Annotated in this window: 20 protein-coding genes; 6 read left to right on the top strand and 14 right to left on the bottom strand. The window is 70.4% G+C overall.

Annotation, left to right across the window (positions count from 1 at the left end):
- Positions 1-3: 3 nt before the first annotated feature.
- From zwf to pgl, 3 genes are read left to right on the top strand one after another with little or no spacing between them, the layout of a single operon-like run.
- Complete coding sequence (zwf, locus tag ACZ6TU_RS10375) at positions 4-1,527, top strand: glucose-6-phosphate dehydrogenase (RefSeq protein ID WP_467673874.1); 1,524 nt, start codon at positions 4-6, stop codon at positions 1,525-1,527.
- On the top strand, positions 1,524-2,642 hold the full coding sequence (gene opcA / locus ACZ6TU_RS10370) for a glucose-6-phosphate dehydrogenase assembly protein OpcA (RefSeq protein WP_469547738.1): 1,119 nt from the start codon (positions 1,524-1,526) through the stop codon (positions 2,640-2,642). The genes zwf and opcA overlap by 4 nt, the downstream gene beginning before the upstream one ends.
- A complete protein-coding gene (gene pgl / locus ACZ6TU_RS10365; RefSeq protein WP_467673877.1) occupies positions 2,639-3,424 on the top strand; it encodes a 6-phosphogluconolactonase in 786 nt (261 codons plus the stop codon). The genes opcA and pgl overlap by 4 nt, the downstream gene beginning before the upstream one ends.
- Before the next feature lie 154 nt (positions 3,425-3,578).
- On the opposite strand, the gene ACZ6TU_RS10360 is transcribed toward pgl, so the two are convergent.
- The 5 genes from ACZ6TU_RS10360 to ACZ6TU_RS10340 form a co-directional block, all read right to left on the bottom strand.
- Positions 3,579-4,418: a carbohydrate ABC transporter permease gene (locus ACZ6TU_RS10360; protein ID WP_469547736.1), complete on the bottom strand. Its 840-nt coding sequence runs from the start codon at positions 4,416-4,418 to the stop codon at positions 3,579-3,581.
- Positions 4,415-5,776 (bottom strand): ABC transporter permease subunit, encoded by a 1,362-nt coding sequence (locus ACZ6TU_RS10355; protein ID WP_469547735.1) that lies wholly within the window; start codon positions 5,774-5,776, stop codon positions 4,415-4,417. Before ACZ6TU_RS10355 ends, ACZ6TU_RS10360 begins: the two co-directional genes overlap by 4 nt.
- Before the next feature lie 6 nt (positions 5,777-5,782).
- Complete coding sequence (locus ACZ6TU_RS10350) at positions 5,783-7,108, bottom strand: ABC transporter substrate-binding protein (protein ID WP_467673883.1); 1,326 nt, start codon at positions 7,106-7,108, stop codon at positions 5,783-5,785.
- A gap of 59 nt (positions 7,109-7,167) precedes the next feature.
- Positions 7,168-8,826 (bottom strand): glycoside hydrolase family 13 protein, encoded by a 1,659-nt coding sequence (locus ACZ6TU_RS10345; RefSeq protein ID WP_467673885.1) that lies wholly within the window; start codon positions 8,824-8,826, stop codon positions 7,168-7,170.
- Positions 8,827-8,966: 140 nt separating this feature from the next.
- Complete coding sequence (locus tag ACZ6TU_RS10340) at positions 8,967-10,238, bottom strand: ABC transporter substrate-binding protein (protein WP_469547733.1); 1,272 nt, start codon at positions 10,236-10,238, stop codon at positions 8,967-8,969.
- Positions 10,239-10,359: 121 nt separating this feature from the next.
- Between ACZ6TU_RS10340 and ACZ6TU_RS10335 the strand changes: the two genes are divergently transcribed.
- The 3 genes from ACZ6TU_RS10335 to ACZ6TU_RS10325 all read left to right on the top strand — a co-directional run bounded on the left by ACZ6TU_RS10335 (position 10,360) and on the right by ACZ6TU_RS10325 (position 14,117).
- Complete coding sequence (locus ACZ6TU_RS10335) at positions 10,360-10,875, top strand: PadR family transcriptional regulator (protein ID WP_469547731.1); 516 nt, start codon at positions 10,360-10,362, stop codon at positions 10,873-10,875.
- Entirely contained in the window at positions 10,872-11,627 is a 756-nt protein-coding gene (locus ACZ6TU_RS10330; RefSeq protein ID WP_467673891.1) for an ABC transporter ATP-binding protein, read from the top strand. Before ACZ6TU_RS10335 ends, ACZ6TU_RS10330 begins: the two co-directional genes overlap by 4 nt.
- Positions 11,628-11,711: 84 nt before the next feature.
- Positions 11,712-14,117 (top strand): ABC transporter permease, encoded by a 2,406-nt coding sequence (locus ACZ6TU_RS10325; protein ID WP_469547729.1) that lies wholly within the window; start codon positions 11,712-11,714, stop codon positions 14,115-14,117.
- Between the two features lie 20 nt (positions 14,118-14,137).
- Here the strand turns inward: ACZ6TU_RS10325 and ACZ6TU_RS10320 are convergent, their stop codons facing one another.
- From ACZ6TU_RS10320 to ACZ6TU_RS10280, 9 genes are all read right to left on the bottom strand, one after another.
- Complete coding sequence (locus tag ACZ6TU_RS10320) at positions 14,138-15,058, bottom strand: DUF3824 domain-containing protein (RefSeq protein WP_469547728.1); 921 nt, start codon at positions 15,056-15,058, stop codon at positions 14,138-14,140.
- A 123-nt stretch (positions 15,059-15,181) separates the two neighbouring features.
- Positions 15,182-16,834 carry a glucose-6-phosphate isomerase gene (gene pgi / locus ACZ6TU_RS10315; protein WP_469547726.1) on the bottom strand — a complete coding sequence of 551 codons (1,653 nt, stop codon included), beginning with the start codon at positions 16,832-16,834 and terminating at the stop codon, positions 15,182-15,184.
- Positions 16,835-16,903: 69 nt separating this feature from the next.
- Positions 16,904-18,172 (bottom strand): MFS transporter, encoded by a 1,269-nt coding sequence (locus tag ACZ6TU_RS10310; protein WP_467673899.1) that lies wholly within the window; start codon positions 18,170-18,172, stop codon positions 16,904-16,906.
- A 123-nt stretch (positions 18,173-18,295) separates the two neighbouring features.
- Positions 18,296-18,631: an RNA polymerase-binding protein RbpA gene (locus ACZ6TU_RS10305; protein WP_003976875.1), complete on the bottom strand. Its 336-nt coding sequence runs from the start codon at positions 18,629-18,631 to the stop codon at positions 18,296-18,298.
- Between the two features lie 268 nt (positions 18,632-18,899).
- Entirely contained in the window at positions 18,900-19,136 is a 237-nt protein-coding gene (gene secG, locus ACZ6TU_RS10300; RefSeq protein ID WP_208641567.1) for a preprotein translocase subunit SecG, read from the bottom strand.
- Positions 19,137-19,231: 95 nt separating this feature from the next.
- On the bottom strand, positions 19,232-20,008 hold the full coding sequence (gene tpiA, locus ACZ6TU_RS10295; protein WP_467673901.1) for a triose-phosphate isomerase: 777 nt from the start codon (positions 20,006-20,008) through the stop codon (positions 19,232-19,234).
- A gap of 5 nt (positions 20,009-20,013) precedes the next feature.
- Positions 20,014-21,225 carry a phosphoglycerate kinase gene (locus ACZ6TU_RS10290; RefSeq protein WP_467673903.1) on the bottom strand — a complete coding sequence of 404 codons (1,212 nt, stop codon included), beginning with the start codon at positions 21,223-21,225 and terminating at the stop codon, positions 20,014-20,016.
- Positions 21,226-21,367: 142 nt separating this feature from the next.
- Positions 21,368-22,375: a type I glyceraldehyde-3-phosphate dehydrogenase gene (gene gap, locus ACZ6TU_RS10285; RefSeq protein WP_086599366.1), complete on the bottom strand. Its 1,008-nt coding sequence runs from the start codon at positions 22,373-22,375 to the stop codon at positions 21,368-21,370.
- Between the two features lie 257 nt (positions 22,376-22,632).
- Complete coding sequence (locus ACZ6TU_RS10280; protein ID WP_467673906.1) at positions 22,633-25,587, bottom strand: M14 family metallopeptidase; 2,955 nt, start codon at positions 25,585-25,587, stop codon at positions 22,633-22,635.
- Positions 25,588-25,594 lie beyond the last annotated feature (7 nt).

Here is a 25,594-nt window from a genome sequence, read left to right as displayed (position 1 = left end):
CAGGTGTCGAGCAGCAACCCGCTGCGTGACCCCGCGGACCGACGGCTCCCGCGTATCGCGGGGCCGTCGGGCCTGGTCATCTTCGGCGTCACGGGCGACCTGTCCCGCAAGAAGCTCATGCCCGCCGTGTACGACCTCGCCAACCGGGGTCTGCTGCCGCCGGGCTTCTCGCTCGTGGGCTTCGCCCGCCGCGAGTGGGCGCACGAGGACTTCGCACAGGAGGTCCACGACGCGGTCAAGGAGCACGCCCGCACGCCCTTCCGTGAAGAGGTCTGGCAGCAGCTCATCCAGGGCATGCGCTTCGTGCAGGGCACGTTCGACGACGACGACGCGTTCGAGCGGCTGCGCTCCACGATCGAGGAACTGGACAAGGCACAGGGCACGGGCGGCAACTTCGCCTTCTACCTGTCCGTGCCGCCGAAGTCCTTCCCGGTGGTCATCCAGCAGCTGAAGAAGCACGGGCTGGCCGACCAGAAGGGCGGCTCCTGGCGGCGCGCGGTCATCGAGAAGCCGTTCGGGCACGACCTGAAGTCGGCCGAGGAACTCAACAAGGTCGTCCACGAGGTCTTCGCCCCGGACCAGGTCTTCCGCATCGACCACTACCTGGGCAAGGAGACCGTCCAGAACATCCTGGCGCTGCGCTTCGCCAACACGATGTTCGAGCCGATCTGGAACCGGTCCCTCGTGGACCACGTGCAGATCACCATGGCCGAGGACATCGGCATCGGCGGCCGGGCCGGGTACTACGACGGCATCGGCGCCGCCCGTGACGTCATCCAGAACCACCTGCTCCAGCTCCTGGCGCTCACCGCCATGGAGGAGCCGGCCTCCTTCGACGCGGACGCGCTGGCCGCCGAGAAGACCAAGGTGCTCGGCGCGGTGAAGCTGCCCAAGGACATGGGCCGGGACACCGTACGCGCCCAGTACGCGGCCGGGTGGCAGGGCGGCACGAAGGTGCGCGGCTACCTGGAGGAGGACGGCATCGACGCCTCCTCGAAGACCGACACCTACGCCGCGATCAAGCTGGAGATCGACAACCGCCGCTGGGCGGGCGTCCCCTTCTACCTGCGCACCGGCAAGCGCCTGGGCCGCCGCGTCACGGAGATCGCGGTCGTCTTCCAGCGGGCCCCGCACTCCCCCTTCGACACCACCGCCACCGAGGAGCTCGGCTCCAACGCGATCGTCATCCGCGTCCAGCCGGACGAGGGCGTGACGGTCCGCTTCGGCTCGAAGGTCCCCGGCACGTCGATGGAGATCCGGGACGTGTCGATGGACTTCGCCTACGGCGAGTCCTTCACGGAGTCCAGCCCGGAGGCGTACGAGCGTCTCATCCTGGACGTTCTCCTCGGAGACTCGAACCTCTTCCCGCGTACCGAGGAGGTCGAGCTGTCCTGGAAGATCCTCGACCCGATCGAGGAGTACTGGGACGAGAACGGCAAGCCCGCCCAGTACCCGGCCGGTACCTGGGGGCCCGTCGAGGCGGACGAAATGCTCGAGCGACACGGACGGAGCTGGCGGCGGCCATGAAGATAGACCTGACCGACACCACTGCCAGCAAGATCAACAAGGCGCTGGTGCAGGGGCGCCGGGCGATCGGCACCCCTGCCGTCGGCATGGTGCTCACACTGGTCATCGTGACGGACGAGGAGAACGCCTACGACGCGCTGAAGGCCGCGAGCGACGCCTCGCACGAGCACCCCTCGCGCACGCTCGTGGTCATCAAGCGCGTCTCCCGCTCGCCCCGCGACCGTACGCAGTCCCGCCTCGACGCGGAGGTCCGGGTGGGCGCGGAGGCCGGCACCGGCGAGACGGTGGTGCTCCGGCTGTACGGCGAGGTCGCCGACCACGCCCAGTCGGTGGTGCTGCCGCTGCTGCTGCCGGACGCTCCGGTGGTGGTGTGGTGGCCGGTGAACGCGCCGCTCGACCCGGCGAAGGACCCCCTGGGTGCCCTCGCCCAGCGCCGCGTCACCGACACCTACGCCTCCGAGCAGCCGGTCCGGGACCTGGCCACCCGGTCCGGGACCTACACCCCCGGCGACACGGACCTGTCCTGGACCCGCATCACGCCCTGGCGTTCCATGCTGGCGGCCGCCCTCGACCAGGTCACCTGCGAGGTCAGGGCCGTCGAGGTGGAGGGTGAGGAGTTCAACCCGAGCTGCGAGCTGCTGGCGATGTGGCTCGCGGACCGGCTGGACGTCCCCGTGAAGCGCTCGCTGTCCGGGGGCCCCGGTCTGACGGCGGTCCGCATGGACACCAACTGCGGCGCGATCACCCTGGACCGTGCCGACGGGTCCCTCGCGACCCTCTCCATCGAGGGTCAGCCGGACCGTGGAGTGGCGCTCAAGCGCCGGGAGACGGCCGAGCTGATCGCGGAGGAGCTGCGGCGGCTGGATCCGGACGACACGTACGCCTCGGCGCTGCGGTATGGGGTGGACCGGCTGAAGGCGTCCTGGCCGGCTCAGGCGGCGAAGGAAGAGCCGGTGGCCAAAGGAGAGCCCAAAAGCGGCGAGCGAGCACGACTCGCCCTCCCCGCTCCCGTCGAAACGGCTGCGAAAGCACCCGCTTCGGAAGCGACGGCGGAGGCACCGGTGAAGCGGGAACCGCCCAAGTTGGAACCGGTACGGAAGGCGACAACGAAGTGAGTACGGCACCGCAGCTCGTCGTCCACCGCGACAAGGAGCTGATGGCGCAGGCCGCGGCGGCCCGGCTGATCACCAGGATCGTGGACGCGCAGGCCTCCCGGGGTTCGGCGTCCGTGGTCCTGACGGGCGGCCGCAACGGCAACGGCCTGCTGGCCGCGCTGGCCGCGGCGCCCGCCCGGGACGCCGTCGACTGGAGCCGGCTCGACCTCTGGTGGGGCGACGAGCGGTTCCTGCCCGAGGGCGATCCCGAGCGCAATGTCACGCAGGCGAGGGAAGCACTGCTCGACTCGGTGCCGCTGGACCCGAAGCGAGTGCACGCGATGCCCGCGTCGGACGGCCCCTACGGCACCGACGTGGACGCGGCGGCGGCCGCGTACGCGGAGGAACTGGCGCGGGCGGCAGGCCCGGAGAACCACGGGCCCGTGCCGACGTTCGACGTGCTGATGCTGGGGGTCGGGCCGGACACGCACGTCGCGTCGCTGTTCCCGGAGCTGCCGGCGGTCAGGGAGACCGACCGCACGGTGGTCGGCGTCCACGGCGCGCCGAAGCCGCCGCCGACGCGGGTGACGCTGACGTTGCCGGCGATCCGTTCGGCGCGGGAGGTGTGGCTCCTGGCCGCGGGTGAGGACAAGGCCCAGGCCGCGGCGATCGCGCTCTCCGGCGCGGGGGAGATCCAGGCGCCGGCGGCAGGTGCGTACGGCCGCAGCCGGACGCTGTGGCTGCTGGACGGGGCGGCGGCTTCCCAACTGCCGCGTTCGCTGTATCCGCCGGCTTCGGCTTGAGGTAACCAGGGGGCTCCGCCCCCTGGGCCCCGTGCCTGCGCCCACCCACCACCCGAAGCGGTCAGCCCTCGCGAGTTGCCCCCTTCAAGGGCGGTTTCGGGTGGCGGGTGGGCATAGGCGGGGGTCCAGGGGGCGGAGCCCCCTGGGACAGCGGCTACTTGACCGACCCGGCCATGACCCCCTGCACAAAGTGCCTCTGGAACGCGAAGAACACGACGACAGGCACGACCAGGGACACGAACGCCCCGGGCGCCAGGACATCGATGTTGCTCCCGAACTGCCGTATCTGCGACTGGAGTTCCACCGTCAACGGCTGCGAGGAACTGTCCGCGAACAGCAACGCCACCAGCATGTCGTTCCACACCCACAGGAACTGGAAGATGGCCAGGGAGGCGATCGCCGGCCGCCCCACGGGCAGGACGAGGCGCGTGAAGATACGCCATTCACTGCCGCCGTCCATCCGAGCCGCCTCCAGCATCTCCTTCGGCATCTCGGCGAAGTAGTTCCGCAGCAGGAACACCGCGAACGGCAGGCCGTAGGCCACGTGGAACAGCACGACACCGGGGATCGTGCCGAACAGCCCCAACTGCCCGAACAGTTTCGCGACCGGCAGCAGCCCGATCTGCACGGGCACCACCAGCAGCGCGACCACGACGAGGAAGATCGTCTCCCGCCCGGGGAAGTCCAGCCACGCGAACGCGTAGCCCGCGAGCGCCGCGATCACCACGACCAGCACCGTCGTAGGCACCGATATCAGCACCGTGTTCCAGAACGCCTGCGTGATGCCCGAGTTCTGCAACAGCGAGGAGTAGTTGTCGAAGGACAGCTGCCCGGGACTGGTGAACATCGTCCACCAGCCGCCCTTCGCCGTGTCCTCGGCGGACCGCAGCGAGGACAGGAACAGCCCGGCCAGCGGCGTCATCCACACCAGGCCGACCACCACGAGGAAGGCCTGGACGACCCCGTTGCCCAACCCGCGCCGAACCGCGTTCATCGCTGACCCCTTCGGAAACGGCGGACGTTGAACACCATGGCCGGAACCACCAGCAGCAGGAGCAGCACACCGAGCGCGCTGCCGAGCCCCTGGTTGTTGCCGCCGCCGAACGACACCAGCCACATCTGCGTCGCGAGCACGGTCGCGTCCTCCTGCACCGGCCCGGGCGCGATGATGTAGACGAGGTCGAAGACCTTCATCACGTTGATGACGAGGGTGATGAACACGACCGTCAGCACCGGTGCCAGCAGCGGCACCGTGATCCGCCGGAAGATCTGCCACTCGTTCGCGCCGTCCATCCGCGCCGCCTCCAGCGCGTCCCGCGGCAGCGTCGACAGGCCCGCCCCGATCAGCACCATGGCGAAACCGGTCCAGATCCACAGGTAGGCCCCGATGATCGCCGGTGTGACGAGTGCCGGTCCGAGCCAGGAGACCCCCTCGTAGGGCGGGGCGAAGTTGGACGACGGCAGCTTCACCGCGTACGAGCCCGGCTCGAGTCCCTCGAAGCGGAAGGAGCCGTCGGACGCGGTGGTCGCCGTGGCGACGGCCTTGCCGTCGCGCACCGCCTCGACCTTCATCTGCGGCAGTCCGCTCTCCCGCCGGTCGACCTTGCCCTGTTCCCCTCCCCCGCCGGGCGTGAAGTCCAGGTAGACCACGCCGCGCAGTTCGTCGGGGGCGGCTTTCTGCCGCGCCGCCGCGTACGCGGGCGCGGTCCCACCCGGCAGGTCGTCGGGCAGCACGCCGACCAGGCCCAGTGCCACCGCGTCGCCCGGGGACACGCTCGTACTCGTGCGGTACGAACCGTCCTTGTCCTTCGTCAGGCCCTGCCCGTCGCGCGCTCGGGCCGTCGGGTACGAGGACTCCGCCTTGAAGGCGTCGTGGACGGAGACGACCGCGGCGTTCAGGACGCCCTTGTCCGGGTCCTCGTCGTAGGCGAGCCGGAAGATGATGCCGGCGGCGAGGAAGGAGACCGCCATCGGCATGAAGAGGAGCAGCTTGAAGGCGGTGGCCCAGCGGACCTTCTCCACCAGGACGGCCAGGATCAGTCCGAGTCCGGTCAGCAGGGTCGGGGCCACGACGACCCAGATGGCCGTGTTGCGGACGGCCGTGAGGGTCGCCGGGTCGCGGAACATCTCGGCGTAGTTGTCACCGCCGACGAAGGTCGTCCCGGAGGCGTCGAAGAAGCTGCGACCGACGCTGAACAGCACGGGGTAGACGACGAGCGCGCCGAGCAGCAGCAGCGCGGGCAGCACGAACAGCAGGGCGATGATCTTGCCGCGCCGCCGCAGCCGCCGTGTGCGGTCGGCGACCGTGACGGGCGGTGGGGGGTTCGTCTCTTTGACGAGGGTCGCTGTCATGGCGGATCAGTCCTGGTACGCCTTGGCCGCCGCGGCCTCCAGCTTCGCGGCGGTGCCCTTCGGGTCGGACGGGTCGCGCAGGAAGTCCTGGAGCAGCTTCCACTCGCCGGTGCCCTTGGTGCCACCGAAGGAGGCGGGGGCCTGGTCGGACATGTCGAAGCGGACCGAGTCCCCGGCCTGGACGAGGGACTTGGCGGTGGCCCGGGTGACGTCGTCGCCGTAGGAGGCGAGGTCGAGCTTCTTGTTCGGGGAGAGGAAGCCGCCCGCCTCCGCCCACACGGCCGACGCCTCCGGGGTAGCCAGGAACTCCAGGAGCGCCTGGGCGGCCTTCTGGTTCTTGCCGTCCTTGAGGACGACGGCCGCGTCACCGCCGCTGACGACAGGCGCCTCGCCACCGGCGACCGCCGGGAACGGGAAGAAGTCGGCGTCCTCGCCGACCTTCTTGCCGAACTGGTCCTTGGCGACGCCGGCGACGAAGTCGCCCTCGTAGACCATGCCGGCCTCGGGCTCCGGCCCGAAGACCTTCTCCACCGAGCCGGGGAAGTCGGTGTTCAGGGCGCCCTTCTGGCCGCCGGCGATGAGCTGCTTGTCCTTGAAGAGCTTGCCGAGCGTGGTGAGGGCGTCGACGACGGACGCGTCGGTCCACTTCAGCTTGTGCGCGGCGAGGGCGTCGTACTTCTCCGGTCCGGCCTGGGAGAGGTAGACGTTCTCGAACCAGTCGGTGAGGGTCCAGCCGTCCTGCCCGGCGACGGAGAACGCGGCGAGACCGGAGTCGGACACGGTCTGCCCGGCCTTGAGCATCTCGTCGTAGGTCTTCGGGGGCTTCACCCCGGCCTGGGCGAGGGCGTCGGGGCTGTACCAGACGGTCGACTTGTGGGCGGCCTTGAAGTAGAGGCCGTAGAGGGTGCCGTCGACGCTGCCGTACTCCTTCCACACGGGGGCGTACCCGGCGTCCACGGACTGCTCGGTCTTCTTCGACAGCGGCTTGAGCCAGCCCTTCTGCGCGAACTGCTTCAGCACGCCGACCTGCGGGACCATCACGACGTCGGGGGCGTTGCCGCCCTCGATCTTGCTGCCGACGACGGTGGAGACGTTGTCGCCGGTGGACACGAACTGCGTCTTGGCGCCGGTCTTCTCGGTGAAGGCGTCCAGGACCTTCTGGAAGTTCTTCTGCTCGGTGCCGGACCAGACACCGGCCACGGTGATGGTCTGGCCGTCGAGCGCCTTGTCGCCGCCGCCGGCCGCGACGGGGCCGCCGCCGCAGGCGGTCGCGCCGAGCGCCAGGACGAGGGCGGTGCAGCCGGTGAGCAGGGTGGTACGTCGTCGCATCATCGTTGATGTCCCTTCGGGGAATTGACTTGCGGGGTTGACTCGCGGGCGTTTGCGGACGTTCAGGAACGGATCCACCAGGCGGCCGTCGAGCCGGAGAGCACTCCGGGCGCGCAGGGGCCGCTGGCGAGCAGGGGGGTGCCGGAGACCGGCGCGGGGGTGGGGGCCGTACCGAAGTTGACGGCGCACACCAGGTCGTCACCGCGAGTGAAGGCCAGGACGCCGGGCGGCGAGTCCAGCCAGCGCAGTGTGCCCTCACCCAACTGGGGCAGAGCGGCGCGCAGTTGGAGGCCGTCGCGGTACAGGTGCCAGAAGGATCGGGTGTCGGCGAGGGCCCGGTCGGTGGCGTACTCGGCGAAGTACTCCGGCTGCGGCAGCCACGGCTTGGCGCTCTCCACGCCCGGGGTGAAGCCGAACGGCGAGGCCTGGCCCGACCAGGGCAGCGGCACCCGGCAGCCGTCGCGGATGCGGGCCCGGCTGCCGGTGCGGCGGAAGATCGGGTCGGTGAGCACGTCGTCGGGCAGGTCCACGACCTCGGGCAGGCCGAGCTCCTCGCCCTGGTAGATATAGGCGGCTCCGGGCAGCGCCAGCATCAGCAGCGCGGCGGCCCGGGCGCGGGCGGCGCCGAGGCCACTGCCCTCGGTCGCGGGTTCGCCGTAGCGGGTGACGGTGCGTACCTGGTCGTGGTTGTTGAGGACCCAGGTGACGGTCGAGCCGGTGCCGGCGATGTCCTGCATGGCCTCGGAGATGACCTTCCGGAAGGCGTCCGGGTCCCAGGGGGCGCTGAGCAGGTCGAAGAAGAAGGCCTGGTGCAGTTCGTCGGGGCGGACGTACCGCGCGTGCTCGCGTGCGGTCGGGACGGAGACCTCGCCGACGAGCAGGCGTTCGAAGCCGTCGCGCTCGGTGTACTCCTCGCATATGGAGCGCCAGCGCCGCCACACGTCGTGGACCTCGGGCTGGTTCCACGCGAGCGGGTTGACCGAGTCGCGGGTGCGGGCGTCGGCCTCCGGGTCGTCCGAGTCGGGCAGCTCCGGGTGCTTGAAGAGGCCGGCCGCGACGTCGATGCGGAAGCCGTCGATGCCCCGGTCCAGCCAGAAGCGGAGGATCCGGTCGAACTCGGCGGCGATCTCCGGGTTGCGCCAGTTCCAGTCGGGCTGCTCGGGCGCGAACATGTGCAGGTACCACTGGCCGGGCCGTCCGTCCGGCTCGGTCACCCGGCTCCAGGCGGGGCCGCCGAACATGGAGTGCCAGTTGTTGGGCGGCTCGGCACCGTCCGGGCCGCGGCCGTCGGCGAAGTGGAAGCGGGCGCGGGCCGGGCTGCCGGGCTCGGCCGCGAGCGCCTCGCGGAACCAGGGGTGCTCGCTGGAGCAGTGGTTCGGGACGATGTCGAGCAGCACCTTGATGCCGAGCCGCCGCGCGGCACCCACCAGCAGGTCGAACTCGTCGAGGTCGCCGAAGAGCGGGTCGACGTCGCAGTAGTCGGCCACGTCGTAGCCGTGATCGTGCTGCGGCGAGGGATAGAAGGGGCTCAGCCAGATCCCGTCGACGCCGAGCTTCTTCAGATAGGGCAGCCCGGCCCGGACTCCGGCGAGATCGCCGACACCGTCGCCGGTGCTGTCCAGGAAGCTGCGGACGTACACCTGATAGATCACTGCGTCACGCCACCAGTGGTGCCTGTTCAACCCATCGACCTGTCTCTGAGGAGGGCAGCGGTTATGCATGCATGTTAAGTAGGCATGTCGAGAGGGTGTCAATGAAAAGGCGGAAGCTACCGAGGAGTTGAAATGGTGGAATCAGGCATTTAACGGACATATCTCGGCCAGATGAGACGTCCGTGTTACCTAACAAGTATGTAGAAGCGCTACCGGCGCGAGATGACGGCGAGCTCCCGCGCCAGACGCCGCACCGCCGCCGCCGGCGTCTCGTGCCCGGCCATCGCGTCGTGCACGACCGCCTGCACCACCAGACTGACCTGGTCGTACCGCGGGCTCTTGGGGCGCGGCTCGGCGGTGCGCACGCTCTCCCGCAGGGTCGGCAGGTAGGGGAACCTGCGGATGAGCGCGGGATCCTCGTAGAGATCGGCCCGGACGGGCGGCAGCGCGCCGCGCGTGAGGACCTGGCGCTGGACGCGCTCGCTGGTGAGGTAGGCGATCAGGCGGGCGGCCGAGTCGGGGTGCCGCGCGTGCGCGCTGACGGCCAGGTTGGAGCCGCCGAGGACACTCGTCCCGGGCCCGTCCGGTCCCGGCAGGGGTACGGCGCCGACCTTCCCGGCGACCTCGGAGCCCGGGGCGGAGGCGCCGACGTAGGCGTACGGCCAGTTCCGCAGGAAGAGCAGCCGGCCGTCCTGGAAGGCCTGCTTGGACTCCTCCTCCTTGTACGTCAGCGCTGCCTTCGGGATCCAGCCCTCGCGCACGCCGCGCGCCAGGAAGCCGATGCCCTCACGGGCCGCCGCCGAGTCGACGGTGACGCGCTCGCCCTCGTCGCCGAGGATCGAGCCGCCCGCCGAGTAGACGGCCTCGGCCGCGTTGACGGTGAGGCCCTCGTACGGCAGGAACTGCCCGGCGTAGCCGTCGAGGCCGTACTTCGGGGCGATGGTCTTCGCGTACCGCTCCAGTTCCGCCCAGGTGCGCGGCGGCTGCACGCCCTCCTTCGCGAGGATGTCCTTGCGGTAGAGGAGCAGGCCGGCGTTGGTGACGTACGGGACGGCGTAGAGCTGTCCGTCGTAGGTCGCCGTGTCCACGACCGGCGGGAGGAAGGTCTTCAGGGGGAAGCGGTCGCGGGGCAGCGGTCGGATCCAGCCCGCCGCGGCGAACTCCGAGGTCCAGTTGACGTCGATGTTGAGCACGTCGAACCGGCTGCGGTCGCCGTCGCGCAGGTCGGTGGCCATCTGGGCCTGGGTCTCGTCGGCGGAGTCCGGCAGCTCGACGAGGGTCACTTTTTCGCCGGGGTGGGTGCGGTTCCAGCCCTCCAGCAGGGGACCGAGGTAGCCGGTAAGGTCTCCGGCGGTGGCGAGGGTGAGCGGTCCACGGCCGCTGCCGGCAGGCTCGCCCGCCTGTGCGCCGGCAGCAACATAACCGGTCAGGACCACGACGAGAACGAGAAGGCCCCTACCCGCGGCATGGATCCACCGCATAGGTTCCTCCCTGTACACCGGCGACGGGCACCTTCGCCCGGAACAGAGGCCATGTATACCTGTTAGGTATGGGCGATACTAGGGCCTGGAGCACATTGGACCGGACAGGAGGACTGCACGCGTGCGCCTGCCCCTCCTGGCTCTCCTCGCCCGCGGACCCGCCCACGGCTACGAGCTCAAGCAGGACCTTGAGCAACTGCTGGGCTCCGCGTACCCTCAGCCGAATGTCGGCCAGATCTATGTGACCCTCGGCCGCCTCGAGAAGTCGGGACTGATCGAGGGCGAGGACGTGGCGCAGTCCAGCCGGCCCAACAAGAAGGTCTACCACCTCACCGACGCCGGGCGGGAGGCGCTGCGCGCCTGGTTCGAGGAGCCCGAGGACGAGCCGCGGGTGCGGGACGAGTTCTTCATGAAGCTGGCGCTCGCTCCGCAGACCGGGCTCGCCGACCAGCTCTCCCTGATCAACCACCAGCGGCGTCAGTATCTGAACACCATGCGGCAGCTGTCGAGGCTGGCCGCCGCCGAAGACCGCGACAACCGCATCGCCCACCTGCTGATCGAGGGCGCGATGCTGCACCTGCAAGCCGATCTCGACTGGCTGGAGCGGTGCCAGGAAGAGCTGGAGGAGCTGGAGTGAGCGACGACCGTCCCGCTCCTGTGCTGCGCGCCGAGGGGCTGGTGAAGACCCACCACGGCGAGGGCGCGCCCGCCCATGCCGTGCGCGGGGTCGACCTGTGCGTACGGCCCGGCGAGTTCGTGGCGATCACCGGCCCGTCCGGCGCCGGAAAGTCGACGCTGCTGCATCTTCTCGGCGGCCTCCAGCGGCCCGACGCCGGCAGGATCTGGCTCGACGGCGAGAGCACCGACACCTACAGCGAGGCCCGCTGGGCGGTGGAGCGCAGGAAGCGGATCGGGATCGTCTTCCAGTTCTTCAACCTCGTGTCCAGCCTGTCCGTCGCCGACAACGTGGAGCTGCCCGCCCTGCTCGCCGGGACCTCGCCGAAGCGGGCCCGGGCCGAGCGGGAGCAGCTACTGGCCGAACTGGGCCTGACGGGCAAGGAGCGCAGTATGCCGGGCGAACTGTCCGGCGGTGAGCAGCAGCGGGTCGCCCTGGCCCGGGCCCTGGTCAACCATCCCCCGCTGCTGCTGGCCGACGAACCCGCGGGCAGCCTCGACAGCAAGGGCACCCGCGAGGTGATGCGGCTGCTGACCCGCTTCCACCAGCGCGGCCAGACGATCCTGCTGGTCACCCATGACGCGCGGCTGGCGAGCGCCGCGGACCGGGTGATCAGCTTCTTCGACGGCCGGATCGCCGACGACGCGGAACTCGACGGCGGCACACCGCCGCGCCGCTCCGGCATATCCGGTGTGCTGGAGCTCAGGGACTGACATGCGGGTGTACGACGACCGCGCCCTGTGCGGAAGCCGGGTTCACGGCCACCGCGCCCCCTGCGGGACGAGGGACTGAGGCCCGTGCGAGCCACCCTGCGCTGGGCGCACTCCGATCTGCGCACGCACCGCGGCGAGGCACTGTTCCTCGTCCTCGCCACCGCGGGCATCGTCGCCTCCCTGCTGCTGGCCACGGCCCTGTTCGGATACGCCACCAATCCCTGGCAGCGGGTGTTCACGCAGTCGCACGGCGCGCACGTGTGGCTGCACACCGACAAGGCGGCCGACACCGGGAAGCTGGCCGAGCTGGACGGTGTCGACACCGTCGCCGGCCCGTACCCCACCGCCGCCACCACCGTCGCCTCGCGCGGCAGCCGCGCCGCCGTGGAGCTGCGCGGCACTCCGGAACGGCCGTCCGTCGGTCGCCCGCCGGTCGTCTCCGGCCACTGGCTGGACCCCGCGACCCCGAACGGTGTGGTCCTGGAGAGCCGCCTCGCCCGCGCGCTGCTGGCCGAGCCCGGCGACACCCTCACCGTGCCCGGCACCGCCCGGGAACTGACCGTCGTGGGTCTCGCCGACAGCGCGGAGCCGCGCTACCGGCCCGGTGAGCAGCCGGGCCTGGTGTGGGCGCTGCCGTCGGCCGTGCCGGATCCCGGCGGACAGGTGATCGGGCTGCGGCTGAAGGATCCCGGCGACACCTCCTACGTCGTCCAGCGTGCCGTGACCGTACTGGGCGCCGCCGCGATCGGGGAGGTGTCCACCTGGCAGCAGGCCCGCGCCGAGGCCCAGGGCGACAACCGGCTCCTCGGCCAGGTGCTGGGCCTGTTCGGGCTGGGCGCGCTGGTCGCCGCCGGGCTCGCCGTGCACGGAGCGATCGGCACCCGCATCCGCGGCCACCTGCGGGACCTCTCCGTGCTGAAGGCGATCGGCTTCACCCCTGGCCAGGTGGTCCGCATCTTCCTGCTCCAGCACCTCGCCTACGCCCTCCTGGGTGCCGTGGCCGCCGCCGCGCTGGCCGAGGCCCTGGGCAGCCGGATCCCGGGGCGGCTCGGGGACGCGGTCGGGGTGTGGCAGGGGCTGCCCGGGCACACCGTGGCGCTGTTCGTGATCCCGGTGGGCGCGGTGCTGTTCATCGGCGCGACCACCGGGCTGGCCGCCTGGCGGGCAGGACGCGTGCCGCCGGTGCCGGTACAGCGGCCCACGGCGGCGCTCGGCGGGCGGTTGTCCGGAGCGACGGGCCGGGCCCTCGGAACGCGGCGCGCGGCGGCCGCACCCGGTGGGCGGCTGACCAGCGGCCTGCGCCGCGTCCTCGGGCTGCGGCCCGCGGCTCCCCGGACCGGGCAGCTCTCCGACCTGGCGCGCCGCGCCCTCGGGGCGCGGATTCCGCCCGCGCTGGTGCTGGGCTGGCACAAGGCGTTCGCCCGCCGTGCCCGGTCCCTCGCCACCGTCGCCCGCCTCACGCTGCCCCTGCTGCTGATCGTCGTGGCGATGAGCGCGTGGACCACCATCGACCGCTTCCACAGCACGCCCGAACAGATCGGCCTGCCGACCGCCCTCAGCATCCGCGCCGACGCCGGACTGAACGAGCGCCAGACCCGCTCTCTCCTGGAACGCGACCCGGAGGTGGCCGCCGCCTACCCCGGCGTCGAGACGGCCGCCCTGGTCCCGGGCCAGACGGCGACCATCGCCCTGCGCGGCCTCGGCACCGACCAGGACCTCTACCCGTACACCCTCGCCGAGGGCCGCCCCGCCCGCGGCGCCGACGAGGCCGTGGCCGGGCAGGGACTGCTCGACCTGCTGGACGTGCGGGTCGGCGACTGGGTGCGGATGACGGTCGGCGACCAGCCGCAGATCCTGCACATCGTGGGCCGCAGCATCGAACCGGAGAACGCCGGACGGGTCATCTCCACGTCTCTCGACACCCTCCGCGCGAACGACCCCGGGCTCCGCCCGACCCTCTACGAGCTGCGCCTCGATCCCGGTGCCGACCCGCGGGAGGTCGCCGACCGGCTGGCCACGGCCGGGCGCGGACACCTGGACGTGCACATCGTGACCAACCCCGCCGACGGGCTCTCCCCGCTGCGCGCGGTCGTCGCCGGGCTGATCGCCGTCCTCGCCCTCATCGGGCTCATCGAGCTGCTGACCGCGATCGGCGGCACCGTCCGCGAGAGCGAACGGGACCTGCTCGCGCTGAAGGCCATCGGCCTGTCCCCCCGGCAGATCACGGGCATCACGGTCACGGCCACCGGCTGTACGGCACTGGCGGCCGTGCTCGCCGCCACCGCCCTGGGCCTGCCGCTCGCCCACTGGCTGATCGACGCCCAGGGCCGGTCGAGCGGCATCGGCGCCGGGATCGCCCAGGGCCCGTCCGCCCCGCTGATGCTGCTGCTCGGGACGGCGGCGGTACTCTGCGCGGCCGCACTGGCCGCCCTACCCGCGGCCCGCGCGGCCCGCCGCCGACTCGCGGACACGCTGAGCGCCGTCGCCTGACGTCCTGACCGCTCCAGGTGTCAGCCCCGGTAGGGGTGCTGCGGGTTGTACGGCGGCTGCGGGTGCGGGGCGTACGGGTGCTGCCCGCCCGGCGCGTGGGGATGGCCGTACGGGTTGCCCTGCGGCGGCAGGTACGGCGATCCCGCCGGGGGCATCCCCGAAGGCATCGGCGGGACCGGTCCGGGTGCGGGCGCCGGTGCCAGAGTCGCCGGATGGGCCTTCAGCCTGATCCCGTACCGCCGCTTGAGCCGCCCCATCTCCAGCAGCGCGATGGCGGTGACCGTCACCGGAGCACCCAGGATGAAGACGATCCCCAGGGTGAGGCTCAGCCCGTGCAGATCACCGGTGACGAGGTCCGGGACGGCCACCAGCCAGCTGGTCACCATGGCGAGCAGCGGCGGCAGACAGCGGTGCGTGGCAGCGGTGCCGAAGAAGTTGCCGGAGACCCGCACCGCCCCGTAGGCCGTGAAGATGAGCATCCACATCATCGTCAGGCCGACCCCGATGATCACGGCCGGGTTCGGCGACCCGTTCACCGTCCGCACCAGCCCCAGCAGGGCGGCCACGCATCCGACGAACAGGAGGAGCAGCAGGAGGGAGTTGAGCAGCGGCACCCGCAGCTGCCGCACCGTGCCGCCGCGACGCCAGACCCAGAGCATCGCCCCGACCGTCAGCGGCGTGAGGAAGAGCAGGACGACGGAGGCCGTCATCGCGTTCTCCAGCAGCTCCGTGAAGTCGAAGCCGCCCTCGATGAAGGTGTAGACCCCGAGGGACGCGACCGCCCCGGCGATGACCCGGAACCTCTTCAGCCGCTCCACGGACGGATCGAGCGGCTGCGGTATCCACGCGGGGTGGAACACCGCCCGCGCCACGTCCTGGGGCTTCAGGACGGACCGGACCGTCAGCGTGCCGCCTGTCCAACTTCCGCGTGTGCGTGCCACTTCGCGCTCCCCCGAGCACTCGCCGTGATGATCGTCCGGGAGTCTACGGGAAGCGGAGGGCGCGCCGCCGGGCGGCGGGCGGACAGCGCGCCGCCATCCGCCTCCCGCCCGGCGCTCCGCTCGTCACTGCCGGCCGCGCAGCTCCCGGTACGTGGCGACCAGGGCCTTGGTGGAGGGGTCCAGGCCCTCGACCTCGGCGCCCTCGGTCAGCGCGGGCTCGACGCGCTTGGCGAGGACCTTGCCCAGCTCCACGCCCCACTGGTCGAAGGAGTCGATGTTCCACACCGCGCCCTGCACGAACACCTTGTGCTCGTAGAGGGCGACCAGCTGGCCGAGGACGGACGGCGTCAGCTCGGGCGCCAGGATCGTGGTCGTGGGGTGGTTGCCCTGGAACGTCTTGTGCGGCACCAGCTCCTCCGGCACGCCCTCGGCCCGCACCTCCTCCGGGGTCTTGCCGAAGGCGAGCGCCTGCGTCTGGGCGAAGAAGTTGGCCATCAGCAGGTCGTGCTGCGCCTTCAGCTCGTCGCTCAGCTCGGCGACCGGCCGCGCGAAGCCGATGAAGTCCGCCGGAATGATCTTCGTACCCTGATGGATGAGCTGGTAGTAGGCGTGCTGTCCGTTGGTGCCCGGCGTGCCCCACACCACCGGCCCGGTCTGCCACTCCACCTCCTGCCCGTCCCGGCCGACGTACTTGCCGTTGGACTCCATGTCGAGCTGCTGGAGGTAGGCGGTGAACTTGGACAGGTAGTGGCTGTAGGGCAGCACCGCGTGCGACTGGGCGTCGTGGAAGTTGCCGTACCAGATGCCCAGCAGGCCCAGCAGCAGCGGCACGTTGGACTCGGCGGGCGCGGTCCGGAAGTGCTCGTCGACGATCCGGAAGCCGTCGAGCATCTCCCGGAAGTTGTCCGGGCCGATGGCGATCATCAGGGCGAGACCGATCGCGGAGTCGTACGAGTAACGGCCGCCGACCCAGTCCCAGAACTCGAACATGTTGTCGATGTCGATACCGAACTCGGCGACCTTCTCGGCGTTCGTCGACAGGGCGACGAAGTGCTTGGCGACGGCGGCCTCGTCACCGAGCGCGTCCAGCAGCCAGCCGCGCGCGGACATGGCGTTGGTGACCGTCTCGATGGTGGTGAAGGTCTTGGAGGCGATGACGAACAGCGTCTCCGCCGGATCGAGATCCCGCACCGCCTCGTGCAGGTCGGCGCCGTCCACGTTCGACACGAAGCGGACCGTCAGGTCGCGGTCGGTGAAGGCGCGCAGCACCTCGTACGCCATCGCGGGACCCAGGTCGGAGCCGCCGATGCCGACGTTGACCACGTTCCGGATGCGCTTGCCGGTGTGGCCGGTCCATACACCGGAGCGGACGCGGTCGGCGAAGTCGGCCATCTTGTCGAGCACGGCGTGCACGCCCGGCACCACGTTCTCACCGTCGACCTCGATGACCGCGTCCCGCGGCGCCCGCAGCGCGGTGTGCAGCACGGCCCGGTTCTCGGTGGTGTTGATCTTCTCGCCGCGGAACATGGCGTCCCGGAGCCCGAAGACGTCGGTGGCGGCGGCCAGTTCGCGCAGCAGCCGCAGGGTGTCGCCGGTGACGAGGTGCTTGGAGTAGTCGACGTACAGGTCGCCGACCCGGAGGGTGTACGCGGTGCCGCGGCCTGAGTCGGCGGCGAACACCTCGCGCAGCTGGACGTCGCCCAGCTCCTCGCGGTGCTTGGCCAGTGCCGTCCACTCGGACGTCTGGTTGAGCCTGGTACGGCCGTCTGCGTTCATCTCGGACTTCAGCCTTCTTTCCTGTCCTGCCTGCGTACCTTGCCCCGCTGCCGGTCCCAACCTAATTGATCAGCGCGTGACGTCGGCTGTCGTGGCGCCGTCGTCCGGCTCGACGACACCTACGTTCACGTTGAGCGCGGGTATCAGCGCGATGACGGCGAGGACGAAGAAAGCGGCTGTCAGCAGGGGCGGGGTGTTCGGCCCCCATGCGGTGGCGACGGCCCCGCCCAGCAGGGCGCCGAGGGGCACGCCGGCGAAGGCCAGGGTCCGGAAGGCCGAGCTGACCCGGCCCAGGAGTTCGGCGGGGCTGCGCTGCTGCATCAGCGTCGTCGTGTTGACGTTCCACACCATGCCCATGAGCCCGAAGACGGCCAGCGCGCCCACCAGCACGGCGAGGCTGCGCACGGTGCCCATGACGACGAGGGCGGCGGTCTGCACCGAGCCGGCGAGCAGCACGGACCGCAGCCGACCGAGACGCGCGACCAGCCGGCCGTTCACCACTCCCCCGGCCAGGCTGCCCAGAGTGAACGCCGCGCCCGCGGCCGCGTATCCCGCGGGTCCCGCGTCGAGCCAGTCGGTGACGAGGACGACCAGCATGGCGAGCTGGGTGCCCATGCCGATGTTGCACAGGGCGGTGGCGGCGCACAGGCCGCGCAGGGCGCGGTCGCGCCACAGGGTGCGCAGCCCCTCCGCGATCTCGCGGCGCAGGGTGCTGCCCGAGCGTCTCGGCTTCCGGTCGGACTCGGCGGCCGGCAGTGAGGCCACCAGCGCGGCGGCCACCAGGAAGGTCACGGCGTCGGCCGCGAAGGGCACGGCGGTCCCGGCCGCCAGCAGCAGCGGGACGACGGGCCCGCCGAGCAGGCCGCCCGCGATGCGCTGGCCGGTCAGCAGCCGGGCGTTGGCACTGCCGAGGGCGTCCCGCTCGACCAGGGCTGGCAGCAGCGCCGTGGCGGCGTTGTCGAAGAGGGTCTGGAGGGTGGTGAGGGCGAAGGCCAGCACGATGAGCAGGCCGATCGAGGCGTGACCGAGGGCGACGGCCACCGCGAAGACGGCGACCAGCAGTCCTCGTAAGGCATCCACCATCCACATGGCGCGCCGCTGGTCCACGCGGTCGGCGACAGCCCCGCCGAGCAGGCCGAAGACGATCCAGGGCAGATAGCCGCAGGCCGTGACGGAGGCGATGAGCAGTGGCTCGTCGGTCAGCGTGACGGCGAGCAGGGGCAGCGCGGCCGTACGCAGCGCGTCACCGAAACTGGACAGCACGGCGGCGCTCCACAGCCGCCCGAAGCCCCCGCGCCACGCGGGCGCGCGCATGCCAGCCGCCTCGACCGTCGCCACCGCTCCCCCTCATGGTTCGTCCGATGCACAAACCGTAGAGGGCACCACTGACAGTCGGTCGGCGGCGAAGGTCGGGAAAGCAGCTCGGCCGGGCACCTGCTGGTGCCCGGCCGGTCTCAACTCCTAGATCTCGCCCCGCAGTTTGGCGAGCGCCTCGGCGAGGATCGCCTCGCCGTCCGCGTCGCTGCGCCGCTCCCGCACATACGCCAGGTGTGTCTTGTAGGGCTCGGTGCGCGGCGGGTCCGGCGGGTTGTCCCGGTCCTGGCCGGCCGGAAATCCGCAGCGGGGACAGTCCCAGGTTTCGGGCACCTGCGCGTCGCTGGCGAAGCTCGGCTGGGTCTCGTGTCCGTTGGAGCACCAGAAGGAGATGCGCAGCCGCGGCGCGGACTCGCCGCGCTCGGCCTCGCCCATCGGCCCCGCCCCGACCCGGCTTCCCCGGATCGCGTTGCCACTTGCCACGGTCGTAACTCCCTGCGTGATGGTGCCGCGAAGCGAGTCGGCGTTCCGCTTCGCTGCGAGCGCCTCAGTCTACGTAAGGCCCAACGCGCGTCCAGTGATTGGAGTTACAACCCTCACACCTAGACGCAAGCCCCATGATAGGCCGCGCTTTGCCGCGCGTACCGAACATGGGGCCTTACGTACGTATTGCGTGCGTACGTATTGCGTGCGTACGTATTGCGTGCGTACGTATTGCGTGCGTACGTATTGCGTGCGGAATGCGGGCCGGTCAGTTGTTCACCTTCATCAGGATGCCGAGCACGATAATGCACGCGAACCAGAGCAGACCGACCACGACGGTGATCCGGTCGAGGTTGCGTTCGGCGACCGAGGAGCCGCCGACGGAGGACTGCATGCCGCCACCGAACATGTCGGAGAGGCCGCCGCCCTTCCCCTTGTGCATCAGCACCAGCAGCATCATCAGCAGGCTGAAGACGATCAGGGCGATCGAGAACCCCAAAACCACGGCTGGACCAACTTCCTCGGATTCGGATGGACGACGCGGGGTCCAGCACTGTGCTGGACCCCGCAAGGGTACGACGGATCGCCGCTACCGCATACTCACTGGTCGCGGAAGCGCACGATCTTGACGAACTCGTCGGCGTCCAGCGAGGCGCCGCCGACCAGGGCGCCGTCGATGTCGGCCTGGGCCATGATCTCGGCGACGTTGCCGGACTTCACGGAGCCGCCGTACTGGATGCGGACCTTGTCGGCCAGGTCCTGCGAGTACAGCTCGGCGATCTTGCCGCGGATGGCCGCGCAGACCTCCTGGGCGTCCTCGGCACCGCAGACCTTGCCGGTGCCGATGGCCCAGACGGGCTCGTAGGCGATCACGATGGTCTCGGCCTGCTCGGCGGGGAGGTCCTTCAGACCGCCCTCGACCTGGGCGAGGGTGTGGGAGACGTGGTTGCCCGCCTCACGGACCTCCAGCTCCTCGCCGACGCACAGGATGGGGGTCAGGCCGTGCTTGTAGGCGGCCTTGACCTTGGCGTTCACCAGCTCGTCGGTCTCGGCGTGGTACTGGCGGCGCTCGCTGTGGCCGATGGCGACGAACGTGCACTTCAGCTTGGCCAGCATGGGGCCGGAGATCTCGCCGGTGTAGGCACCGCTGTCGTGTGCCGAGATGTCCTGGGCGCCGTACTTGATCTTGAGCTTGTCGCCGTCGACCAGGGTCTGTACGGAGCGCAGGTCGGTGAAGGGCGGCAGGACGGCGACCTCGACGGCCTCGTAGTCCTTGTCGGCCAGGGCGAAGGCGAGCTTCTGGACGTGGGCGATGGCCTCGAGGTGGTTGAGGTTCATCTTCCAGTTGCCCGCCATCAGCGGCGTGCGCGTGCTCATCTAGGTCAGTCCTCCAGTGCGGCGAGGCCGGGGAGCGTCTTGCCCTCGAGGTATTCGAGGGAGGCGCCGCCACCGGTCGAGATGTGGCCGAATGCCGTCTCGTCGAAGCCGAGGGTGCGCACGGCGGCGGCGGAGTCGCCGCCGCCGACCACGGTGAAGCCCTTGGATTCGACGAGGGCCTGGGCGACCGCCTTGGTGCCCTCGGCGTAGTCGGGGTGCTCGAAGACGCCCATGGGTCCGTTCCAGAAGACGGTGGCGGCGTCGGCGAGCTTGGACGCGTACAGCTTGCGGGTCTCGGGCCCGATGTCGAGGCCCATCTGGTCGGCCGGGATGGCGTCCGCGGCGACGGTCGTGGGGTGGGCGGCAGCCTTCGTCTTCAGGTCCGGGAACTCGGTCGCCGTAAGGGCGTCGACGGGCACGACCAGCTCGACACCGGTCTTCTCGGCTCGCTCGACGTACTCCTGGACGGCCGCGATCTGGTCCTCCTGGAGGAGGGACTTGCCGACCTCGTAGCCCTTGGCCTTGAGGAAGGTGTAGGCCATGCCGCCACCGATGAGGATGCGGTCGGCCTTGCCGAGCAGCTGGTCGATGACGGCGAGCTTGTCGGAGACCTTGGCGCCGCCGAGGGCGACGACGTAGGGCCGCTGGAGGTCCTCCGTCAGCTTCTTCAGCACGGCGACCTCCTTGGCGATGAGGTAGCCGGCGGCGTGCGGCAGCCGGGCCGGGAGGTCGTAGACGGAGGCGTGCTTGCGGTGCACGGCGCCGAAGCCGTCGCCGACGTAGAGGTCCGCGAGGGCGGCGAGCTGGTCGGCGAAGGCGCCGCGCTCGGCGTCGTCCTTGCTGGTCTCGCCGGCGTTGAAGCGCAGGTTCTCGACGACCGCGACCTGGCCGTCGGCGAGGGCGGTGACGGTGGCCCGGGCGGACTCGCCGACCGTGTCGGTGGCGAACGGTACGTCGGTGCCGAGGAGTTCACCGAGGCGGGCGGCGGCCGGGGCGAGGGAGAAGGCCGGGTCCGGGGCACCCTTGGGGCGGCCCAGGTGCGAGGCGACGACCACCCGGGCGCCCGCGTCGGCGAGGGCCTTGACCGTGGGCACCACGGCACGGATCCGGCCGTCGTCGGTGATGGTGGTGCCGTCCAGCGGCACGTTCAGGTCGGCGCGGACGAAGACCCGCTTGCCCGCTACCCCTTCGGAGAGGAGTTCATCGATCGTCTTCATGAGGGGACTCCTGGAAGAGCTCGTGATCGCTCGTAAGCGCTCGTGATCGAACAGCTCTGATCTGTACGTGAGTCAGGGCTCGGACAGCGCATTCTCGCGCTGCCCGAGCCCTGCTCTCACATGGACGTGCCGGCTCCGTGGATCAGAGCTGGTTGCCGACGAAGACCGTCAGGTCGACGAGGCGGTTGGAGTAGCCCCACTCGTTGTCGTACCAGCCGATGACCTTCACGTTCTTGCCCTCCTGGACCATGGTCAGGGAGGAGTCGAAGGTGCAGGACGCCGGGGCGTTGACGATGTCGGACGAGACGATCGCGTCCTCGGTGTACTCGAGGATGCCCTTCAGCTCGCCCTCGGCGGCCTTCTGGAAGGCGGCGTTGACCTCTTCCTTGGTGACCTCGCGGCTCAGCTCGATGACCAGGTCGGTGACCGAACCGGTCGGGACCGGGACGCGCATGGCCATGCCGTCCAGCTTGCCCTTGAGCTGCGGGAGGACCAGCGCGGTGGCCTTGGCGGCACCCGTGGTGGTCGGGATGATGTTCTCGGCGGCGGCACGGGCGCGGCGCAGGTCCTTGTGCGGGAAGTCCAGGATGCGCTGGTCGTTCGTGTACGCGTGCACCGTCGTCATCAGACCCTTGACGATGCCGAAGTTCTCGTCGAGGACCTTGGCCATCGGCGCCACACAGTTGGTGGTGCAGGAGGCGTTGGAGATGACGTGGTGGTTCGCCGGGTCGTAGGTGTCCTGGTTGACGCCCATCACGATGGTGACGTCCTCGTCCTTGGCCGGGGCCGAGATGAGGACCTTCTTGGCGCCGCCGGCGATGTGCTTCTCGGCGTCGGCCTTCTTGGTGAAGATGCCGGTCGACTCGATGACGATGTCGACGCCCAGCTCGCCCCACGGGATGTCGGCGGGGTTGCGCTCGGCGAGGACCTTGATGGTCTTGTCGCCGACGGTGATGGTGTCCTCGGTGTGCGAGACCTCCTGCTTGAGGCGGCCGAGGATGGTGTCGTACTTCAGCAGGTGAGCGGTGGTCGCGGTGTCACCCAGGTCGTTGACAGCCACGATCTCGATGTCTGCACCCTGCTCCAGCAGCGCGCGGAAGTAGTTACGACCGATGCGGCCGAAGCCGTTGATGCCTACGCGGATCGTCACGAACCGATCTCCTCGTTGGTACGCCGGCCATGAAGAGCCGACGAGCTCTGTTTGGGATGTCCCCGACCGCCTACGACCCTACCTCCCTGAGGCAGCGGTGGTGACATCCAGATGCCCCATACACGGCAGGGCGGTCCGTACCGGCCAGTAGGGGTACGGACCGCCCGTCACCGAGAGCGGGATCACTCGATTTCGCTACTCGGCGTGGTGCCTGTTGACGGAGAGTTCCCAGCTCCTGTGGGGTCACACGTCTGCGGTCACACGTCGAGGGAGGCGAGCGCCTTCCTCATCAGTGCGGCCCGGTCGGAGGCGGTCGCGACGTGCTCCAGGCCGAAGCCCAGCAGCACGGTGTCGTCCGTGGTGACCGCGCCGTAGGTCTGGAACAGGGCACCGGTGCGGGTCCAGTCCTTGAGGACGGCCGGGCTGCCCGCGGGCGGTCCGGCTGCCTTCCAGGCGCCGAGCGAGGTCTCGAAGCCCTCGGTCTCCTTCGCCGTGCCGCCGACGACGAGCGAGGCGTCGTCCGCGAGGACGCCGTGCCCGCCGGTGCCCGGGTCGGTGACATAGCTGATCGAGACCTCGACCGTCCTGCCGGCGTACGCGCTCAGGTCGAAGTCCACCTGCTGCCAGCCGCCGGAGGCACCGGTGAGGCTGTTCCACGACCCGGTGCTGCCGGTCGCGGTGCAGCCGTTGTCCGTCAGGGTCAGGTAGTGCTTCAGCCAAGGGTGCTCACGGACGTAGAAGCCGCCCCCGCACTCGGCCGGAAGGGCGGCCTTGGTGGCGCCGCCCGTCTCGGGCAGGGTCGTCCAGTCGTCGGCGCCCGTGGTGTGGGCCTCGACCAGGACGTTGTCGTAGCCGGGCTCGGTGTCCCACATCAGCTGGGTGCGCAGGGCGGGCTTGTCGGCCGCGGCGATGCCGGTGAGGTCCACGGTGCGGGTGAGACGCTTGTAGGCGTCGTCGGTGTGGACGGCGGCGGCCATCGAGGAGCCCGCGTACGGGCCGTACGGGTTGACCGCGCCGGCGAACTGTCCGGCGCCCTTGCTCGCGAACTGCGGGAACTCGTCGGCGGGCAGCTCGTCGGAGGTGACGCCGTACCGGCCCGCCTTGTCCAGGGGGTTGCCGGGCGCGGCGGCGAGCGGGCCCGTGAAGCCGCCCAGCTCGCCGGAGCCGGTGAAACCGGTGGCTCCGCCGGCCGAGGTACGGCTGTAGGCGCCCAGGTAGTACTGGCTGAAGTCGTTCGACAGGGTGCCGCCGCCGAGGTCGACGCTGCCGCCGGCCTGCTCGCCGGCCTCGATCAGCCTGCCGCCCTCGTTGAGGAAGGACCGCAGCTGGAGCTGGGTGGCGTTGCCGGGGACGCCGGCGCCCGTGTAGTGGACGACGGTGTCGAAGTGGCTCAGCACGCCGAGGGCGTCCGGCGCGCCGCGCCCGGCGACGTCCCAGACGAGCGCCTTGCGGCCGTTGGCCTTGAGTGCGTCCACGTACTTCTGCGCCTGCGTGGCGGCCGCGCCCTCCTCGGCGACGACGAGGGTGTTCGCCCCGGGCCGCTCGGCGACGGTGTAGGTGAAGCGCTTGCTGGAGACCTTCTTGCCCTTCTTCGTCTCCCCGGTGAACCAGACCTCGACCTTGTCGCCGGGTTCGCCGTCCCTGACCTTCGCCCGGTACTCGTCGAAGTAGAGGTTGTCCTCACCGCCGTAGGTCTCGCCGCCCTTCCAGGGCTTGAGGGCCATGTCCTCGGTGCGGCCGCCGTTGACGCGGTACTTCAGCTCCTTGTCGCGCAGCGACTTGCGCGCGACGACGGAGACCTCCTGGTCGGCGCCGCGGGAGTACGACACCGGGAACGCGGCCGGGGTGAAGTCGGCGGCGCTCAGTCCGACCGACGAGGACGGCCGGTCGGGGTGGGCGGCGGACTCGGCGACGGAGAGCGCGAACGGGACGTTCTTGGCGAACTCCTGCTGGATCAGCTTCTCGTCGTCCGGGAAGGTGAAGATCGACCGGCAGTCGGACGCCTTCCACTCGTCGTTCGGGTCGGCGTTGGAGGCCGACTGACAGGTCGACATCTCGGGGGTGAACATCGCCAGGCCGTTGACGTTCGCCGCGTGGCCGTCGGCCTCGCCGTTGGTGGTGTACAGCTCGGAGGAGACCTGCGGGTGGTAGCCGGGGATCGCGGGGTTCTCGGGCGTACCGGCGAGCGCTTCGTACAGGACGTCGTCCGGGGTGGACGTGGCCACCTGCCAGCCGACTCCGTAGAGGATGAGTTCGGCGGCGGAGTGGTAGTTGATGCCGTACGTGAAGCCGATCCGCTCCTGGAAGGCGTCCAGAGCCTTGGTCTCCGGCTCGGAGCCCGGTCCGGCGCCGCGGTAGGTCTCGCTGGTGGGGTTGGGGGACGAACCCTCGTCGTCGTAGCCCCACTTGTAGGCGAAGTTGCGGTTGAGGTCGACGCCGTCGCCGGTGCCGATGACGCCGTCGCCGTTGACGTCCCGCAGGTTCTTGCGCCACAGGCGGTTGGCGTCGCCGGTGTGGGTGTGGTCGTAGCCGTCGGGGTTGGCCGATACGACGAACCACAGTTCGGTGGAGTCGACGATCTTCTTGACGCGCCGGTCCTTCTTGTAGTTGTCCAGGTAGTGGTGCATCAGGCGCCGGGTCATCTCCGGCGTGATCCACTCACGCGCGTGCTGGTTGGACAGGTAGAGGACCGAGGGCTTGGAGCCGTCCTTCGTCTTCTTCGCGCCCTTGGTGAGCTTCAGCGCGAGGATGTCCTGGCCCCTGACCGTCTTGCCGATGGAGACGACCTTGGTGAGGCCGGGGTTCTCCTGCGCGGTCCTGAGGATCTCCTCCTTGATGCCGCCCTTGCCGCTGTACGGGCGGAACACGCCCTCGGCGGCGTCCTCCACGCGGGCTTCCGCCTTGGTGGAGAGGTCGTGCTCGGTGAGGTCGACGCCCTGCTTCGCCAGCTTCTTCGCCTGCTGGTCGGTCAGGATGACCTCGATGGTGGCGGTTCCCTTCTCGGGCACCTGCTCACTGAGTTCGTGGCCGTCCTGGCCGGCCGCGAGCAGCAGGGGTACCTGCTCGTGGGTGACGTCGGCGCGGAAGACCTTGACTTCGTCCGGGTCGGACGGAGGTGAACTGTCAGGTTGTGCCTGGGCGATGGGTGCGATGCTCGCTCCGCCGATCAGGAGCGCGCCGACAGCGAGGATCGATCTCGCTCTTCGTCTCATGAACCCC

The organism is Streptomyces sp. NPDC052064, from assembly GCF_055585925.1.
The sequence above is the reverse complement of the archived record's forward strand: the minus strand, read 5'-3'. Positions and strand labels throughout refer to the sequence as shown.

Bases quoted from the DNA above. Each gene is read 5' to 3' on its own strand.
- opcA (WP_469547738.1), top strand. From the start codon at position 1,524: ATGAAGATAGACCTGACCGACACCACTGCCAGCAAGATCAACAAGGCG.
- ACZ6TU_RS10360 (WP_469547736.1), bottom strand. From the start codon at position 4,418: ATGAACGCGGTTCGGCGCGGGTTGGGCAACGGGGTCGTCCAGGCCTTC.
- ACZ6TU_RS10355 (WP_469547735.1), bottom strand. From the start codon at position 5,776: ATGACAGCGACCCTCGTCAAAGAGACGAACCCCCCACCGCCCGTCACG.
- ACZ6TU_RS10350 (WP_467673883.1), bottom strand. From the start codon at position 7,108: ATGATGCGACGACGTACCACCCTGCTCACCGGCTGCACCGCCCTCGTC.
- ACZ6TU_RS10345 (WP_467673885.1), bottom strand. From the start codon at position 8,826: ATGCATAACCGCTGCCCTCCTCAGAGACAGGTCGATGGGTTGAACAGG.
- ACZ6TU_RS10340 (WP_469547733.1), bottom strand. From the start codon at position 10,238: ATGCGGTGGATCCATGCCGCGGGTAGGGGCCTTCTCGTTCTCGTCGTG.
- pgi (WP_469547726.1), bottom strand. From the start codon at position 16,834: ATGAACGCAGACGGCCGTACCAGGCTCAACCAGACGTCCGAGTGGACG.
- tpiA (WP_467673901.1), bottom strand. From the start codon at position 20,008: ATGAGCACGCGCACGCCGCTGATGGCGGGCAACTGGAAGATGAACCTC.
- ACZ6TU_RS10290 (WP_467673903.1), bottom strand. From the start codon at position 21,225: ATGAAGACGATCGATGAACTCCTCTCCGAAGGGGTAGCGGGCAAGCGG.
- ACZ6TU_RS10280 (WP_467673906.1), bottom strand. From the start codon at position 25,587: ATGAGACGAAGAGCGAGATCGATCCTCGCTGTCGGCGCGCTCCTGATC.